15 protein-coding genes are annotated in these 15749 nt (G+C 70.6%); 12 read left to right on the top strand and 3 right to left on the bottom strand.

Annotated elements, in window-relative coordinates; all coding sequences use genetic code 11:
- The first annotated feature begins 141 nt into the window (after positions 1 to 141).
- From EAO76_RS04030 to EAO76_RS03975, 12 genes are all read left to right on the top strand, one after another.
- Complete coding sequence (locus EAO76_RS04030; RefSeq protein ID WP_148835561.1) at positions 142 to 639, top strand: hypothetical protein; 498 nt, start codon at positions 142 to 144, stop codon at positions 637 to 639.
- Between the two features lie 171 nt (positions 640 to 810).
- Complete coding sequence (gene pdxS / locus EAO76_RS04025) at positions 811 to 1731, top strand: pyridoxal 5'-phosphate synthase lyase subunit PdxS (protein WP_148833401.1); 921 nt, start codon at positions 811 to 813, stop codon at positions 1729 to 1731.
- 6 nt (positions 1732 to 1737) lie between these two features.
- Positions 1738 to 2331, top strand: coding sequence for a pyridoxal 5'-phosphate synthase glutaminase subunit PdxT (pdxT, locus tag EAO76_RS04020; protein ID WP_148833400.1), 594 nt, complete (start codon positions 1738 to 1740; stop codon positions 2329 to 2331).
- Between the two features lie 60 nt (positions 2332 to 2391).
- Positions 2392 to 3144: a YebC/PmpR family DNA-binding transcriptional regulator gene (locus tag EAO76_RS04015; protein ID WP_148833398.1), complete on the top strand. Its 753-nt coding sequence runs from the start codon at positions 2392 to 2394 to the stop codon at positions 3142 to 3144.
- Between the two features lie 129 nt (positions 3145 to 3273).
- The gene (ruvC, locus tag EAO76_RS04010) at positions 3274 to 3834 is read left to right on the top strand and encodes a crossover junction endodeoxyribonuclease RuvC (RefSeq protein ID WP_148833396.1); all 561 of its coding nucleotides are present in this window, start codon (positions 3274 to 3276) and stop codon (positions 3832 to 3834) included.
- Positions 3831 to 4457: a Holliday junction branch migration protein RuvA gene (gene ruvA, locus EAO76_RS04005; protein ID WP_148833394.1), complete on the top strand. Its 627-nt coding sequence runs from the start codon at positions 3831 to 3833 to the stop codon at positions 4455 to 4457. Before ruvC ends, ruvA begins: the two co-directional genes overlap by 4 nt.
- Positions 4458 to 4540: 83 nt before the next feature.
- Positions 4541 to 5614 (top strand): Holliday junction branch migration DNA helicase RuvB, encoded by a 1074-nt coding sequence (gene ruvB / locus EAO76_RS04000; protein WP_148833392.1) that lies wholly within the window; start codon positions 4541 to 4543, stop codon positions 5612 to 5614.
- Between the two features lie 166 nt (positions 5615 to 5780).
- Positions 5781 to 6239 carry a preprotein translocase subunit YajC gene (gene yajC, locus EAO76_RS03995; RefSeq protein ID WP_148833390.1) on the top strand — a complete coding sequence of 153 codons (459 nt, stop codon included), beginning with the start codon at positions 5781 to 5783 and terminating at the stop codon, positions 6237 to 6239.
- A gap of 147 nt (positions 6240 to 6386) precedes the next feature.
- On the top strand, positions 6387 to 8165 hold the full coding sequence (gene secD / locus EAO76_RS03990; protein WP_148833388.1) for a protein translocase subunit SecD: 1779 nt from the start codon (positions 6387 to 6389) through the stop codon (positions 8163 to 8165).
- A 1-nt stretch (position 8166) separates the two neighbouring features.
- Entirely contained in the window at positions 8167 to 9264 is a 1098-nt protein-coding gene (gene secF / locus EAO76_RS03985; protein WP_148833385.1) for a protein translocase subunit SecF, read from the top strand.
- Between the two features lie 2 nt (positions 9265 to 9266).
- Entirely contained in the window at positions 9267 to 9818 is a 552-nt protein-coding gene (locus EAO76_RS03980) for an adenine phosphoribosyltransferase (protein ID WP_148833382.1), read from the top strand.
- A 170-nt stretch (positions 9819 to 9988) separates the two neighbouring features.
- Positions 9989 to 12556, top strand: a complete 2568-nt coding sequence (locus EAO76_RS03975) for a bifunctional (p)ppGpp synthetase/guanosine-3',5'-bis(diphosphate) 3'-pyrophosphohydrolase (RefSeq protein ID WP_148833380.1) — start codon at positions 9989 to 9991, stop codon at positions 12554 to 12556.
- A 16-nt stretch (positions 12557 to 12572) separates the two neighbouring features.
- Here EAO76_RS03975 and EAO76_RS03970 read toward each other — a convergent pair whose 3' ends face one another.
- The 3 genes from EAO76_RS03970 to EAO76_RS03960 form a co-directional block, all read right to left on the bottom strand.
- Complete coding sequence (locus tag EAO76_RS03970; RefSeq protein ID WP_148833378.1) at positions 12573 to 13187, bottom strand: ALF repeat-containing protein; 615 nt, start codon at positions 13185 to 13187, stop codon at positions 12573 to 12575.
- 212 nt (positions 13188 to 13399) lie between these two features.
- On the bottom strand, positions 13400 to 14629 hold the full coding sequence (locus EAO76_RS03965) for a DUF349 domain-containing protein (protein ID WP_148833375.1): 1230 nt from the start codon (positions 14627 to 14629) through the stop codon (positions 13400 to 13402).
- Between the two features lie 192 nt (positions 14630 to 14821).
- A complete protein-coding gene (locus EAO76_RS03960) occupies positions 14822 to 15610 on the bottom strand; it encodes a peptidylprolyl isomerase (protein WP_148833371.1) in 789 nt (262 codons plus the stop codon).
- Positions 15611 to 15749: the final 139 nt, after the last annotated feature.

Genomic DNA, 15749 nt, shown 5'->3' with positions numbered 1-15749 from the left:
GCTTGCCGGGGCCCGGTGCGGCGGCTCCTCCGGAGGCCGGTGCAGGGCGGTGGGCGTCACGCCGTGTGCGCACCGGCGGTAGCCTTGCCGCCCGTGATCGAAACCCTCATCTGGATCGCCGTCGCGGTCGTCGCGATCGGCATGTACCTCAGCTGGACCGCCGGACGGCTGGACCGGCTGCACACCCGTATCGACGCCGCCCGCGCCGCCCTCGACGCGCAGCTCCTGCGCCGGGCATCGGTCACCCAGGAACTGGCCACGTCCGGTGTCCTCGACCCGGCCGCGTCCATCGTGCTGTACGAGGCCGCGCACGCCGCCCGCCAGGCGGAGGAGGAGAACCGCGAGGTCGCCGAGAGCGAGCTGAGCACCGCGCTGCGCGCGGTCTTCGGCGAGGCGGCGCAGGTGGAGGCGGTGAAGGAGATCCCCGGTGGCGAGGAGGCCGCGCTCGAACTGGCCGCCGCCGTGCGCCGCGTACCGATGGCCCGGCGGTTCCACAACGACGCGGTGCGCGCGGCGCGCGCGCTGCGCCGCCACCGCAAGGTGCGGTGGTTCCGGCTGGCCGGCCACGCCCCGTTCCCGCTCGCCTTCGAGATGGACGACGAACCGCCGGTGGCCCTCGCGGACCGCCCCGTCGGCTGAGCCACAACCGGCCCTTTCGGGCGTGACCGGGGCCACATCCCGGCCCGTACACGTGCAAAACGATCCACCGGCCTCTTATTGGCCCTTGTCGTGGACTGTTCCCGGAGAGTTTGCTCAGCTCTGCGCCAACCAGCGCTTTTCGGCAACTTTTTCTCCGAGTGAGGTCGATCCATGTCCACGCTTCCCTCCACCCCGCAGTCCGCAGACTCCCCGGCCACCGGAACCGCGCGCGTCAAGCGCGGCATGGCCGAGCAGCTCAAGGGCGGCGTGATCATGGACGTCGTCAACGCCGAGCAGGCCAAGATCGCCGAGGACGCGGGCGCCGTGGCCGTCATGGCCCTGGAGCGGGTTCCGGCCGACATCCGCAAGGACGGCGGCGTGGCCCGGATGTCCGACCCGAACATGATCGAGGAGATCATCGAGGCCGTCTCCATCCCGGTGATGGCCAAGTCGCGCATCGGTCACTTCGTCGAGGCCCAGGTCCTGCAGTCCCTGGGGGTCGACTACATCGACGAGTCCGAGGTCCTCACCCCGGCCGACGAGGTCAACCACAGCGACAAGTTCGCCTTCACCACGCCGTTCGTCTGCGGCGCCACCAACCTGGGCGAGGCCCTGCGCCGCATCGCCGAGGGCGCGGCCATGATCCGCTCGAAGGGCGAGGCCGGCACCGGGAACGTCGTCGAGGCGGTCCGCCACCTGCGCCAGATCAAGAACGAGATCGCCCGGCTGCGCGGCTACGACAACAACGAGCTGTACGCCGCCGCCAAGGAGCTCCGCGCCCCGTACGAGCTGGTCAAGGAGGTCGCCGAGCTCGGCAAGCTGCCCGTGGTGCTGTTCTCCGCCGGTGGTGTCGCCACCCCGGCCGACGCCGCGCTCATGCGCCAGCTCGGCGCCGAGGGCGTCTTCGTCGGCTCCGGCATCTTCAAGTCCGGCGACCCGGCCAAGCGCGCCGCCGCGATCGTGAAGGCCACCACCTTCTACGACGACCCGAAGATCATCGCGGACGCCTCCCGGAACCTGGGCGAGGCCATGGTCGGCATCAACTGCGACACCCTGCCCGAGACCGAGCGCTACGCCAACCGCGGCTGGTAAGCACCGATGAGCGACACCCCTGTGATCGGAGTCCTGGCGCTCCAGGGCGACGTACGGGAACACCTGATCGCCCTGGCCTCGGCGGACGCCCTGGCCAGGCCGGTCCGGCGGCCCGAGGAACTCGCCGAGGTCGACGGCCTGGTCCTGCCCGGCGGCGAATCCACCACGATGTCCAAGCTGGCCACCCTGTTCGGCCTGCTGGACCCCCTGCGCGAACGGGTGCGGGGCGGCATGCCCGTCTACGGGACCTGCGCCGGAATGATCCTGCTCGCCGACAAGATCCTCGACCCGCGCGCGGGTCAGGAGACGATCGGCGGGATCGACATGATCGTGCGCCGCAACGCCTTCGGGCGGCAGAACGAGTCCTTCGAGGCCGCCGTCGAGGTCGCCGGCGTCGAGGGCGGCCCGGTGGAGGGCGTCTTCATCCGCGCCCCCTGGGTGGAGTCGGTCGGCGCGCGCGCCGAGGTGGTGGCGGAGCACGACGGCCACATCGTCGCCGTACGTCAGGGAAACGCCCTGGCCACGTCATTCCATCCGGAATTGACCGGGGACCACCGTGTTCACGCGCTGTTCGTGGACATGGTGCGCGCAGTCGGCTGACTCGATCCCGGTAGGATCCCTCGGGTTCGAATCGTTTTTGGTGACGCGAAGGAGAAGGCAGTGTCCGGCCACTCTAAATGGGCTACGACGAAGCACAAGAAGGCCGTGATTGACGCCAAGCGCGGCAAGCTCTTCGCGAAGCTGATCAAGAACATCGAGGTCGCCGCCCGTACCGGTGGCGCGGACCTCGATGGGAACCCGACCCTTGTGGACGCGATCCAGAAGGCGAAGAAGAGCTCCGTACCGAACAAGAACATCGACTCCGCGGTCAAGCGCGGTGCCGGTCTCGAAGCGGGCGGCGTCGACTACCAGACGATCATGTACGAGGGTTACGGTCCGAACGGCGTCGCGGTGCTCATCGAGTGCCTCACCGACAACCGCAACCGTGCCGCGTCCGACGTGCGCGTCGCGATGACCCGCAACGGCGGCTCGATGGCCGACCCGGGCTCGGTCTCGTACCTCTTCAACCGCAAGGGCGTCGTGATCGTCCCCAAGGGCGAGCTGACCGAGGACGACGTCCTGGGCGCCGTGCTCGACGCGGGCGCCGAGGAGGTCAACGACCTCGGTGAGAGCTACGAGGTCGTCAGCGAGGCCACCGACCTGGTCGCGGTCCGCACCGCGCTCCAGGAGGCCGGTATCGACTACGACTCCGCCGACGCCAACTTCCTGCCCACCATGCAGGTCGAGCTGGACGAGGAGGGCGCGCGCAAGATCTTCAAGCTGATCGACGCGCTGGAGGACAGCGACGACGTGCAGAACGTCTTCGCCAACTTCGACGTCTCGGACGAGGTCATGGAGAAGGTCGAGGCCTGAGCCCGACTCAGCGGCACGGCCTCCACGGACGGGCCGACGGGGAACACACCCCGTCGGCCCGTCGCATTGTCAGTGCCAGCGGATAGCCTGCGGGAACAGTTGAACGATCGGCACGGAAGGGGGCGTCCCATGCGGGTACTCGGCGTCGACCCGGGGCTGACCCGGTGCGGTGTCGGCGTCGTCGAGGGCGTCGCGGGCCGGCCCCTGACGATGCTCGGAGTCGGAGTGGTGCGCACCCCCGCCGACGCGGAGCTCGGCCACCGGCTGGTCGCCATCGAGCGCGGCATCGAGGAATGGCTCGACGAGCACCGGCCGGAGTTCGTCGCCGTGGAGCGGGTCTTCAGCCAGCACAACGTGCGTACGGTGATGGGCACCGCCCAGGCCAGCGCCGTCGCCATGCTCTGCGCGTCCCGGCGCGGCATACCGGTCGCCCTGCACACCCCCAGCGAGGTCAAGGCGGCCGTGACCGGCAGCGGCCGCGCCGACAAGGCACAGATCGGCGCGATGGTCACCCGGCTGCTGCGGCTCGACGCCCCGCCGAAACCGGCCGACGCGGCCGACGCCCTCGCGCTCGCCATCTGCCACATCTGGCGCGCCCCCGCCGTCAACCGCCTCCAGCAGGCCCACGCGGCCGCCGCCCGGCGCGCCCCCCGTACACCCGCGGTTCCCGTCCGGAAGGTCCCCCGATGATCGCCTTCGTCAGCGGCCCCGTGGCCGCACTCGCCCCGACCACGGCCGTGATCGAGGTCGGCGGCATCGGCATGGCCGTCCAGTGCACGCCGAACACCCTCGCCGGCCTCCGGATCGGCACGGCGGCCAGGCTCGCCACCTCCCTCGTCGTGCGGGAGGACTCGCTCACCCTCTACGGCTTCGCCGACGACGACGAGCGGCAGGTCTTCGAGCTGCTCCAGACCGCCAGCGGGGTCGGCCCCCGGCTCGCCCAGGCCATGCTCGCCACCCACAGCCCCGACGCCCTGCGCACCGCGGTCGCCACCGGCGACGAGAAGGCGCTCACCGCCGTCTCGGGCATCGGCAAGAAGGGCGCGCAGAAGCTCCTCCTCGAACTGAAGGACAGGCTCGGCGAACCCGTCGGATCCCACAGCGGCCGGCAGGGCATCGGCACCGCCGTCACCTCCTCCTGGAGCGACCAGCTCCAGGCCGCCCTGATCGGCCTCGGCTACGCCACCCGCGAGGCCGACGAGGCGGTCGCCGCCGTCACCCCGCAGGCCGAGGCGGCCCTCGCCGAGGGCGGACGGCCTCCCGTGCCGCAGTTGCTGCGCGCCGCGCTGCAGACCCTCAACCGCGCGCGCTGAACGGAGCGCGACACCCCGGGGACACCCCCGACGCCGGGCCGGGCACCGCGCGGCACCGAACCATCCGAGGCGGGACAGACCACATGAACTGGGACGAGACCGGACCCGACACCGACGAGCGGCTCGACGAGCGCCTCGTCCGGGCCGACGCGGACGGCGAGGACACCGCGGTCGAAGCGGCCCTGCGGCCGAAGGACCTCGACGAATTCGTCGGCCAGGAGAAGGTGCGCGAACAGCTCGACCTGGTCCTCAAGGCGGCCAGGGCCCGCGGCGCCACCGCCGACCACGTCCTGCTCTCCGGCGCCCCCGGCCTCGGCAAGACCACCCTTTCCATGATCATCGCGGCCGAGATGGGCGCACCGATCCGGATCACCTCCGGCCCCGCCATCCAGCACGCCGGCGACCTCGCCGCGATCCTCTCCTCCCTCCAGGAGGGCGAGGTCCTCTTCCTCGACGAGATCCACCGGATGTCGCGCCCCGCGGAGGAGATGCTCTACATGGCGATGGAGGACTTCCGGGTCGACGTCATCGTCGGCAAGGGCCCCGGCGCCACCGCCATCCCGCTGGAACTTCCGCCGTTCACCCTGGTCGGCGCGACCACCCGGGCCGGACTGCTGCCGCCGCCGCTGCGCGACCGCTTCGGCTTCACCGGTCACATGGAGTTCTACACCCCCGTCGAACTGGAACGGGTCATCCACCGCTCCGCCCGCCTGCTCGACGTGGAGACCGACGCGGACGGCGCCGCCGAGATCGCCGGCCGCTCCCGAGGCACGCCCCGCATCGCCAACCGGCTGCTGCGCCGCGTCCGTGACTACGCCCAGGTCAAGGCCGACGGACGGATCGACCGCCCGGTCGCCGCCGCGGCCCTCGGGGTGTACGAGGTCGACGCCCGGGGCCTCGACCGGCTGGACCGGGCGGTGCTCGAAGCCCTGCTCAAACTCTTCGGCGGCGGCCCCGTCGGGCTGTCCACCCTCGCGGTCGCGGTGGGGGAGGAGCGCGAGACGGTCGAGGAGGTCGCGGAGCCCTTCCTGGTACGGGAGGGACTGCTGGCCAGGACCCCGCGCGGACGGATCGCGACGCCCGCGGCCTGGGCGCACCTCGGTCTCGTGCCCCCGCAGCACGGCGGAAAGGGACAACAGGGCCTGTTCGGGGCGTGAAGTGTCACAGCTTGACCGAAGCAGGAACCACAGCACGGCGTCGGGCGTTGTTCCATCGATGCGGACTCGCTTAGACTCCGCCGATGCCGCCCTTAGCAGGTCGGTGTGCCCACCCCCGTAGATACAGGCCGCCCTCCAGCGCGGTCGTGCGAAGGAAACTCGTCCCGTGAATCCCGTGACTCTCCTCCCCTTCATCGTGCTCATCGGGGCCATGTTCCTGATGACGCGGTCCGCCAAGAAGAAGCAGGCGGCCGCAGTCCAGATGCGCAACGAGATGCAGCCCGGCACCGGCGTCCGGACGATCGGGGGGATGTACGCCACCGTCAAGGAGGTTCACGACGACACCGTGCTCCTCGAGGTCGCGCCCGGCGTGCACGCCGTCTACGCCAAGAACGCCGTCGGCGCCGTCCTCGACGACGAGGAGTACAACCGCATCGTCCACGGCGACGACGCCCTCGACGGTGCGATCGTCCCGGACGACGCCTCCTCGCTGACCGAGGACGCCTCGGACGACGCCGCGATCGACCTGGAGAAGAAGACCGGGGACGACGACGCCGAGCCGACGGACGCCAAGTCCGACAAGAAGTCCGAGGGCAAGACCGACGGCGAGGCCGACGCGAAGTAGTTCACGACCCGGGGAGTGTCATGGGCGCATCGGCGCCCGGCACTCCCCGGACCGTGCGATCTTCTGCGGGGGCGGGTCCCCACTACACTTCGTGGCCGCTCGGGCGCGTACCCGGCGCGGGGCGGTTGGACAGGGAGAAACGAGAAGGTGGCAGCACCGAAGAAGAGCCGGGGAGCGTCCGGCGGTCAGGGCAAGCCGGGGCGTTCCCTGGCTCTGATCCTGATCGCCATGGTCGCGCTCACCGGCGGGATGTTCCTGGCTGATCAGCCGACTCCGCGGCTCGGCATCGACCTGGCGGGTGGCACGTCCATCACGCTGGAGGCGAAGAGCGAGCCCGGCCAGGAATCGGCGGTCAACAAGACCAACATGGACACGGCGGTCCAGATCATGGAGCGCCGTGTCAATGGTCTCGGTGTCTCCGAGGCCGAGGTCCAGACCCAGGGCGATCGCAACATCATCGTCAACATCCCCAAGGGCACGAACTCCGCCCAGGCCCGTGAGCAGGTCGGTACCACCGCCAAACTCTACTTCCGGCCGGTGCTGACCGTCGCCCAGGGCACGCCCACCCCGGAGCCCAGCGCCTCGTCGTCCGGCAAGCCCTCCCCGTCCACCAGCCCGAGCGCCTCGGCGTCGGAGGGTGCCACCGCGACGGACAAGGACAAGGGCAAGTCCTCGACGACGCCGAGCGCGACCGCCACCACCCAGGGCCGCGCGGTCACCGGAGCCCTCAAGGCCGACTCCACGCCGAGCCCGGGCGCGAGCGACAAGCCGAAGGCCGACGCCTCGCCGTCGTCCTCCGCGTCCGCCCCCTCCGCCGCGGAGCAGGCCGCCGCGACCAAGCTGCAGAAGCAGTTCGCGGAGCTCGACTGCTCCAGCAAGGAACTCCGTTCCAAGGCCGCGCGGGGCGTCAAGCCCACCGACAGCGCGGTCGCGTGCAGCTCCGACGGTGCGGAGAAGTACCTCCTCGGCCCGTCCGAGGTCTCCGGCACCGAGGTCGACAGCGCCAAGGCCAACTTCGACCAGCAGCGCGGCATGTGGATCGTCCAGATGGAGTTCACCGACAAGGGCTCCAAGCAGTTCCAGAAGATCACCGGCAAGCTCTCCCAGCAGCAGCCGCCGCAGAACCAGTTCGCCATCGCGCTCGACGGCGAGGTCGTCTCGGCGCCCTCCGTCCGCACGACGCTCAGTGGCAGCGCGGAGATCTCCGGCAGCTTCACCCAGCAGTCCGCCGAGGACCTGGCCAACGTGCTCTCCTACGGTGCGCTCCCGCTCTCGTTCAACGAGCAGAGCGTCACCACCGTCACCGCCGCGCTCGGCGGCGAGCAGCTCCGCGCCGGTCTGATCGCCGGTGCCATCGGGCTGGCCCTGGTCGTCATCTACCTGGTGGTCTACTACCGCGGCCTCGCGTTCATCGCCCTGCTGAGCCTGCTGACCTCCGGCATCCTGACCTACACGCTCATGTCGCTGCTCGGCCCGGCCATCGGCTTCGCGCTGAACCTGCCGGCGGTCTGCGGCGCCATCGTCGCCATCGGCATCACCGCCGACTCCTTCATCGTGTACTTCGAACGGATCCGGGACGAGATCCGCGAGGGCCGCACGCTCCGCCCGGCCGTCGAACGGGCCTGGCCGCGCGCCCGGCGCACCATCCTGGTCTCCGACTTCGTCTCGTTCCTCGCCGCGGCGGTGCTCTTCGTCGTCACCGTCGGCAAGGTCCAGGGCTTCGCCTTCACACTGGGGCTCACCACGCTGCTCGACGTGGTCGTGGTGTTCTTCTTCACCAAGCCCCTCATGACGCTGATGGCCCGCACGAAGTTCTTCTCCAGCGGTCACCCGTGGTCCGGCCTGGACCCGAAGCGGCTCGGCGCCAAGCCGCCGCTGCGCCGCTCGCGCCGTGTCACCGCCCCCACTGACCCGAAGGAGGCGTGAGATGTCGCGACTCGGCACCATCGGCGCCCGTCTCTACCGCGGCGAGGTCGGCTACGACTTCATCGGCAAGCGCAAGATCTGGTACGGCGTCTCGATCCTGATCACCATCACGGCCATCGTCGGCCTGGTGGTCAGCGGCCTCAACATGGGCATCGAGTTCAAGGGCGGCGCGGTCTTCACCACCCCGAGGACCAGCACCACCGTCGCCGAGGCGGAGGACCTGGCGACGGAGGCCTCCGGCCACCAGGCGATCGTCCAGAAGCTCGGCAACGGCGGCCTGCGCATCCAGATCACCGAGGTCGACACCGCCAAGTCGGACCAGATCAAGGAACAGCTCTCCAAGGACCTCGACGTCCCCGCGGAGAAGATCGCCGCCGACCTGGTCGGCCCCAGCTGGGGTGAGCAGATCGCCAACAAGGCCTGGACCGGCCTCGGCATCTTCATGGTTCTCGTGGTGATCTACCTGGCCATCGCCTTCGAGTGGCGCATGGCCATCGCGGCCCTGGTCGCGCTGATCCACGACATCACCATCACGGTCGGCATCTACGCCCTGGTCGGCTTCGAGGTCACCCCGGGCACCGTGATCGGTCTGCTCACGATCCTCGGTTACTCCCTGTACGACACCGTCGTGGTCTTCGACAGCCTCAAGGAGAGCACGGTCGGCATCACCAAGCAGACCCGCTGGACCTACAGCGAGATCGCCAACCGGTCCATCAACGGCACGCTGGTGCGTTCCATCAACACCACCGTCGTGGCGCTGCTGCCGGTCGCCGGCCTGCTCTTCATCGGTGGCGGCGTACTCGGCGCCGGCATGCTGAACGACATCTCGCTGTCGCTCTTCGTCGGCCTCGCCGCCGGTGCGTACTCCTCGATCTTCATCGCCACGCCGCTCGTCGCCGACCTCAAGGAACGCGACCCGCAGATGAAGGCCCTGAAGAAGCGGATCCTCGCCAAGCGCGCGGCGGCCGCCGCCAAGGGCGAGTCCGCCGAGGGCGACCCGTCGGACGACTTCGTCCAGGACACCGCCCCCGCCGCCGCAGTCGTCGGCCAGCGCCAGCAGCCCCCCAGGGGCCACGGCCGGACCCCGGGGAAGCGTTGAGAATGACCAGCACCACCGAAAGCACCCGTGAGCTCCTGCTCAGCCGGATCCGCGACGTGCCGGACTACCCGAAGCCGGGCGTGATGTTCAAGGACATCACCCCGCTGCTCGCGGACCCGACGGCGTTCACGGCCCTCACCGACACCCTCGCGGAGCTGTGCGTACGGCACGGCGCCACGAAGGTCGTCGGCCTGGAGGCCCGCGGCTTCATCCTGGCCGCCCCGGTCGCGGTCCGGGCCGGTCTCGGCTTCGTTCCCGTCCGCAAGGCGGGCAAGCTGCCCGGAGCCACGCTCAGCCAGGCGTACGAGCTGGAGTACGGCACCGCCGAGATCGAGATCCACGCGGAGGACCTGTCCGCCGGCGACCGCATCATGGTCATCGACGACATCCTCGCGACCGGCGGCACCGCCGAGGCCTCGCTGGAGCTGATCCGCCGGGCCGGCGCCGAGGTCGCGGGCGTCGCGGTCCTCATGGAGCTCGGTTTCCTGGCCGGACGCGCCCGGCTGGAGCGGGGTCTGCGCAATGCTCCGCTGGAAGTGCTGATCACGGTCTGAACCGCGTCGGACCGCACGCGGCGCCACCTCGTACGGCACGGGACGGCCCCCCGGGAACAACCGGGGGGCCGTCCCGTGTTGTGGTGGGTCTCACGGTCCCCGGGGGAGGACCGGCCACAGGGTCGATACGATGGCCTTTCCGGGTACCCGGATCCGCACGAGGAGCGCTCTTGCCAGACGAGGCCCAGCCAGTCGCCGCCCCGCAGCCCGACAAGCCCGCGGCGGCCCCCGTCACGCCCGGGAAGAAGCAGCCCGCGGACAAGCCGAAGCCCCCGGCTCCCGAGCCCGGWCCGGGCCCGGWCCGGGCGGGCGCGTCGGCGTCCGGGGCCGCGTCCCCCGCGCAGCCGGTCGCGCCGGCGCCCCCGGCCGCGTCCGCCCCGAAGCCCCCGGCGAAGCCCGCGGCCAAACCGGTTCCGCCGAGCGCGCCCACGACCCGCTCCGGCGGCTCCTCCAACCGGGTACGGGCCAGGCTCGCCCGCCTCGGCGTGCAGCGCTCCAGCCCGTACAATCCGGTGCTCGAACCGCTGCTGCGCATCGTCCGCGGCAACGACCCCAAGATCGAGACCGCCACGCTGCGCCAGATCGAGCGCGCCTACCAGGTCGCCGAGCGCTGGCACCGCGGTCAGAAGCGCAAGAGCGGCGACCCGTACATCACCCACCCGCTCGCCGTCACCACCATCCTCGCCGAGCTGGGCATGGACCCGGCGACGCTGATGGCGGGGCTGCTGCACGACACGGTCGAGGACACCGAGTACGGCCTGGACACCCTGCGCCGCGACTTCGGCGACCAGGTCGCCCTGCTGGTCGACGGCGTCACCAAGCTGGACAAGGTCAAGTTCGGCGAGGCCGCCCAGGCCGAGACCGTGCGCAAGATGGTCGTCGCGATGGCCAAGGACCCCAGGGTCCTGGTCATCAAGCTCGCCGACCGCCTGCACAACATGCGCACCATGCGCTACCTCAAGCGGGAGAAGCAGGAGAAGAAGGCCCGCGAGACCCTGGAGATCTACGCCCCGCTGGCGCACCGGCTGGGCATGAACACCATCAAGTGGGAGCTGGAGGACCTCGCCTTCGCGATCCTCTACCCCAAGATGTACGACGAGATCGTCCGGCTCGTCGCCGAGCGGGCGCCCAAGCGCGACGAGTACCTCGCCATAGTGACCGACGAGGTCCAGGCCGACCTGCGGGCCGCCCGGATCAAGGCCACCGTCACGGGACGGCCGAAGCACTACTACAGCGTCTACCAGAAGATGATCGTGCGGGGCCGGGACTTCGCCGAGATCTACGACCTGGTGGGCATCCGCGTCCTCGTCGACACCGTCCGCGACTGCTACGCGGCGCTCGGCACCGTCCACGCGCGATGGAACCCGGTGCCCGGCCGGTTCAAGGACTACATCGCGATGCCCAAGTTCAACATGTACCAGTCGCTGCACACCACGGTGATCGGTCCCAGCGGCAAGCCCGTCGAGCTCCAGATCCGCACCTTCGACATGCACCGCCGCGCCGAGTACGGCATCGCCGCGCACTGGAAGTACAAGCAGGAGGCCGTCGCCGGTGCCTCCAAGGTGCGCACCGACGTCCCCAAGAACACCGGCCGCAGCCAGGACACCGTCAACGACATGGCATGGCTGCGCCAGCTCCTGGACTGGCAGAAGGAGACCGAGGACCCCAGCGAGTTCCTGGAGTCGCTGCGCTTCGACCTCTCCCGCAACGAGGTCTTCGTCTTCACGCCCAAGGGAGACGTCATAGCGCTCCCCGCGGGCGCGACACCGGTCGACTTCGCGTACGCCGTGCACACGGAGGTCGGCCACCGGACCATAGGGGCCCGGGTCAACGGACGGCTCGTACCGCTCGAATCGACCCTGGACAACGGCGACCTGGTGGAGGTCTTCACCTCCAAGGCCTCCGGTGCCGGGCCCTCCCGGGACTGGCTGGGCTTCGTCAAGTCGCCCCGCGCCCGCAACAAGATCCGGGCCTGGTTCTCCAAGGAGCGCCGCGACGAGGCGATCGAGCAGGGCAAGGACGCCATCGCGCGGGCCATGCGCAAGCAGAACCTGCCGATCCAGCGCATCCTGACGGGCGACTCCCTGGTCACCCTCGCCCACGAGATGCGCTACCCCGACATCTCGTCCCTGTACGCGGCGATCGGCGAGGGCCACGTGGCGGCCGCCGGGGTCGTGCAGAAGCTGGTCCAGGCACTCGGCGGCGAGGACGCCGCCAACGAGGACATCGCCGAGAGCGCACCGCCCTCGCGCAGCCGCGGCAAGCGCCGTTCCAACGCCGACCCGGGCGTGGTCGTCAAGGGCGTCGAGGACGTCTGGGTGAAGCTGGCCCGCTGCTGCACCCCCGTCCCCGGCGACCCGATCATCGGCTTCGTCACCCGGGGCAGCGGGGTCTCCGTGCACCGCGCCGACTGCGTCAACGTCGACTCGCTGTCGCAGCAGCCGGAGCGGATCCTGGACGTCGAGTGGGCGCCGACCCAGTCCTCGGTCTTCCTGGTCGCCATCCAGGTCGAGGCGCTGGACCGGTCGCGGCTGCTGTCCGACGTCACCCGCGTCCTGTCCGACCAGCACGTCAACATCCTGTCGGCGGCCGTGCAGACCTCCCGGGACCGGGTGGCCACCTCGCGCTTCACCTTCGAGATGGGCGACCCGAAGCACCTCGGCCACGTCCTGAAGGCGGTACGCGGCGTGGAGGGCGTCTACGACGTCTACCGGGTGACTTCGGCCCGCCGGCCGTAGCGGCGGGCCGGGTGGTCTACGCGTCGACCTCGTACTGGCCGTACTCCAGGAAGTGGCGCATCTCCTCGGGCGTACCGTCGATGACGTCGACGACCGCCGCGCGCATCGCGTCGCTGATGTCCGGGCGGGCGAGGATGCGGAAGAGGGCGACCTGGTCGTCCTCGGCCTGGGCGAGGCGGTAACCGGTCTCCAGCCACTGGCGGATCTCCGGCGCGGTGCCGGCGTCGAGGAGTGCGTTGATCTCCTTGACGACCCGCTTCCCGGAGTCCGGATCGGCGAGGATGCGGAAGAGGGCGACGCGGTCGTCCTCGGCCTGGGCCGGCGGGTAACCGGTCTTCAGGAAGGCGCGCATGGCTTCCGTCGTGCCGTTGTCCAGGGCCTCGTTGGCCTCCCGCACGACCCGCTTGCCACTGTCCTCGTCCGCCAGGATGCGCAGGATCGCGATCCTCAGGTCGTGGTCGGACATCTCGTCCACCGGGATGTCCGAGCCGCCGTCCCCGTCCGCCGCCTGCACCGCGGTGACGGCGGCGGACGGGGACGCCGGTCCGGCGGCGAAGGCCGGACCGGACAGGAGGAGGACCGGGGCGAGGACGGCGGCTGCGGCGGTCAGGGCGGCACTGGTGGGTCTCATCGGTGAACCTGCCTCACGTGTGTGGGCGAACGAGTCGAATCCGGCGCGGGAAACGTGCCGGTGCGAAGATCATCCCTTCTCGACCCGCCCCGATTCACTGCCGGATCCCGGCAGTTGTCATGGCTTCATCGCTGCCGTCCGTGCCCACCCCGACACGGAAAGGGGCCTTCCCGCGCGAACGCGGGAAGGCCCCTCGGGCGTGTGCCGGGGCGTCAGCCGCCGAACTCCTCCAGGCCCTTCAGCGCCTGGTCGAGCAGTGCCTGCCGGCCCTCCAGCTCCTTGGCCAGCTTGTCGGCACGGGCGTTGTTGCCCGAGGCACGGGCCGTGTCGATCTGCGCGCGCAGCTTGTCCACGGCGGCCTGCAGCTGACCGGTCAGACCCGCGGCACGCGCACGCGCCTCCGGGTTCGTCCGCCGCCACTCCGACTCCTCGGCCTCCTGGAGCGCCCGCTCCACCGCGTGCATCCGCCCCTCGACCTTCGGGCGGGCGTCGCGCGGCACGTGGCCGATGGCCTCCCAGCGCTCGTTGATGGCCCGGAACGCGGCCCTGGCCGCCTTCAGGTCCTGCACCGGCACCAGTCGCTCGGCCTCGACCGCGAGCTCCTCCTTGAGCTTGAGGTTCTCGCCCTGCTCCGCGTCCCGCTCGGCGAAGACCTCGCCGCGGGCGGCGAAGAAGACGTCCTGGGCACCGCGGAAACGGTTCCACAGGTCGTCCTCGGCCTCGCGCTGGGCGCGGCCCGCCGCCTTCCACTGGGTCATCAGATCGCGGTAACGGGCGGCCGTGGCCCCCCAGTCCGTGGAACCGGAGAGCGACTCGGCCTCGGCGACCAGCTTCTCCTTGGCCTTGCGGGCCTCCTCGCGCTGGGCGTCCAGCGACGCGAAGTGGGCCTTGCGGCGCTTGGAGAACGCCGAGCGGGCATGCGAGAAGCGGTGCCACAACTCGTCGTCGGACTTGCGGTCGAGCCGCGGCAGGCCCTTCCACGTGTCGACGAGCGCCCGGAGCCGCTCGCCCGCGGAACGCCACTGCTCGCTCTGCGCCAGTTCCTCGGCCTCGGCGACCAGCGCCTCCTTGGCGCGCTTCGCCTCGTCGGTCTGCTTGGCCTTCTGGACCTTGCGCTCCTCGCGCCGCGAGTCGACCGCCGCGACGAGCGCGTCGAGCCGCTTGCGCAGCGCGTCGAGGTCGCCGACGGCATGGTGCTCGTCCACCTGCGTGCGCAGGTGCTCGATGGCGGTCGTGGCGTCCTTGGCCGACAGGTCGGTGGTCTTCACCCGCCGTTCGAGGAGGCCGATCTCGACCACAATGCCCTCGTACTTGCGCTCGAAGTAGGCCAGAGCCTCCTCGGGGGAACCCGCCTGCCACGATCCGACGACCTGCTCGCCGTCGGCTGTCCGCACGTACACGGTGCCGGTCTCATCGACACGGCCCCACGGGTCGCTGCTCACAGCGCCTCCTCCACCTGATGCCCGCGAGGGGTTCGCCCCCTGGCATCGTCCACAGTTTCCTGGGGCGGGCAGCGCCCGCCCTGCACAACGCCAATCTAGGCGACCGGCCGCCCGGCTGTCCGCACTCGGCGGGGCCGAAAAAAATCCGTCCCGCGCTCGTCGTCACCGACCGGCCCGGCCGCCCCGACCGGATCACGACTTGTCGACGGCGGCCTTCGAGATGTCCACGGCCTTCTTCGGCGCACCGTCGGCGGCACCGCCCTCCACACCCGCCGCACCGATGTCCTTGACGGCCTTCAGCGAGGCGTCGTCCATCGTGCCGAACGGGGTGTAGGTGGGCGGCAGCTTGCTGTCCTTGTACACCAGGAAGAACTGGCTGCCGCCGGTGTGCGGCTGGCCGGTGTTCGCCATCGCCACCGTGCCCGCCGGGTAGGTCACCGTGCCGTCCGCGCCCGCCTTGCCCAGCGCGGTCAGGTTCTCGTCCGGGATCGTGTAGCCGGGGCCGCCGGTGCCGTCGCCCTTGGGGTCGCCGCACTGCAGGACGAAGATGCCCTGCGTGGTCAGCCGGTGGCACTTCGTGCCGTCGAAGAAGCCCTTGTCGGCCAGCGCCTTGAAGGAGTTCGTGGTGTGCGGGGTCTTCGCCGCCTTCATGGTGAACCCGAGGTCGCCCCGGCTCGTCTTGAGCGACATCGTGTACTCGGCCTTCTTGTCGATCTTCATCGCCGGCTCGGGCGTGCTGCTCTCGCTCGGCGACGCGGAGGCCGACGGGCTCGCGCTCGCGGACGCGTCGGTCTTGTCCTTCTTGTCGTCGTCGCCCATGGCGAGGTAGGTGCCCCCCGCGATGACCGCCACCACGGCCACCGAGGAGGCGATGATGACGGACAGCCGCCGGGTCCTGCGGCGGGCCTCCTCCCGGCGCTGCTGCTGCCGCTCGAACTTCTCCCTGGCGAGCTGCCGCCGCCGCTGATCGCTGCTGACCACCGGGTGTTCTCCTTGTAGGTCGTCCGTATGGGGCCTGGGCTGCCCGTACCGTATATGGGTTGGCTGTGGAATGAGGAGCGCCGGTAGGCTCTGGTACTGCCGCGACCTTCTCAGTCGCCATCCGTTGTCGGACGACCAT

The organism is Streptomyces sp. sk2.1 (assembly GCF_008120935.1).
GTDB lineage: Bacteria > Actinomycetota > Actinomycetes > Streptomycetales > Streptomycetaceae > Streptomyces.
Note: the sequence above shows the minus strand (reverse complement) of the source record. Positions and strands in the feature narration are given on the sequence as shown.

Bases quoted from the DNA above. Each gene is read 5' to 3' on its own strand.
- EAO76_RS04030 (WP_148835561.1), top strand. From the start codon at position 142: ATGTACCTCAGCTGGACCGCCGGACGGCTGGACCGGCTGCACACCCGT.
- pdxS (WP_148833401.1), top strand. From the start codon at position 811: ATGTCCACGCTTCCCTCCACCCCGCAGTCCGCAGACTCCCCGGCCACC.
- pdxT (WP_148833400.1), top strand. From the start codon at position 1,738: ATGAGCGACACCCCTGTGATCGGAGTCCTGGCGCTCCAGGGCGACGTA.
- ruvC (WP_148833396.1), top strand. From the start codon at position 3,274: ATGCGGGTACTCGGCGTCGACCCGGGGCTGACCCGGTGCGGTGTCGGC.
- ruvA (WP_148833394.1), top strand. From the start codon at position 3,831: ATGATCGCCTTCGTCAGCGGCCCCGTGGCCGCACTCGCCCCGACCACG.
- ruvB (WP_148833392.1), top strand. From the start codon at position 4,541: ATGAACTGGGACGAGACCGGACCCGACACCGACGAGCGGCTCGACGAG.
- secF (WP_148833385.1), top strand. From the start codon at position 8,167: ATGTCGCGACTCGGCACCATCGGCGCCCGTCTCTACCGCGGCGAGGTC.
- EAO76_RS03980 (WP_148833382.1), top strand. From the start codon at position 9,267: ATGACCAGCACCACCGAAAGCACCCGTGAGCTCCTGCTCAGCCGGATC.
- EAO76_RS03970 (WP_148833378.1), bottom strand. From the start codon at position 13,187: ATGAGACCCACCAGTGCCGCCCTGACCGCCGCAGCCGCCGTCCTCGCC.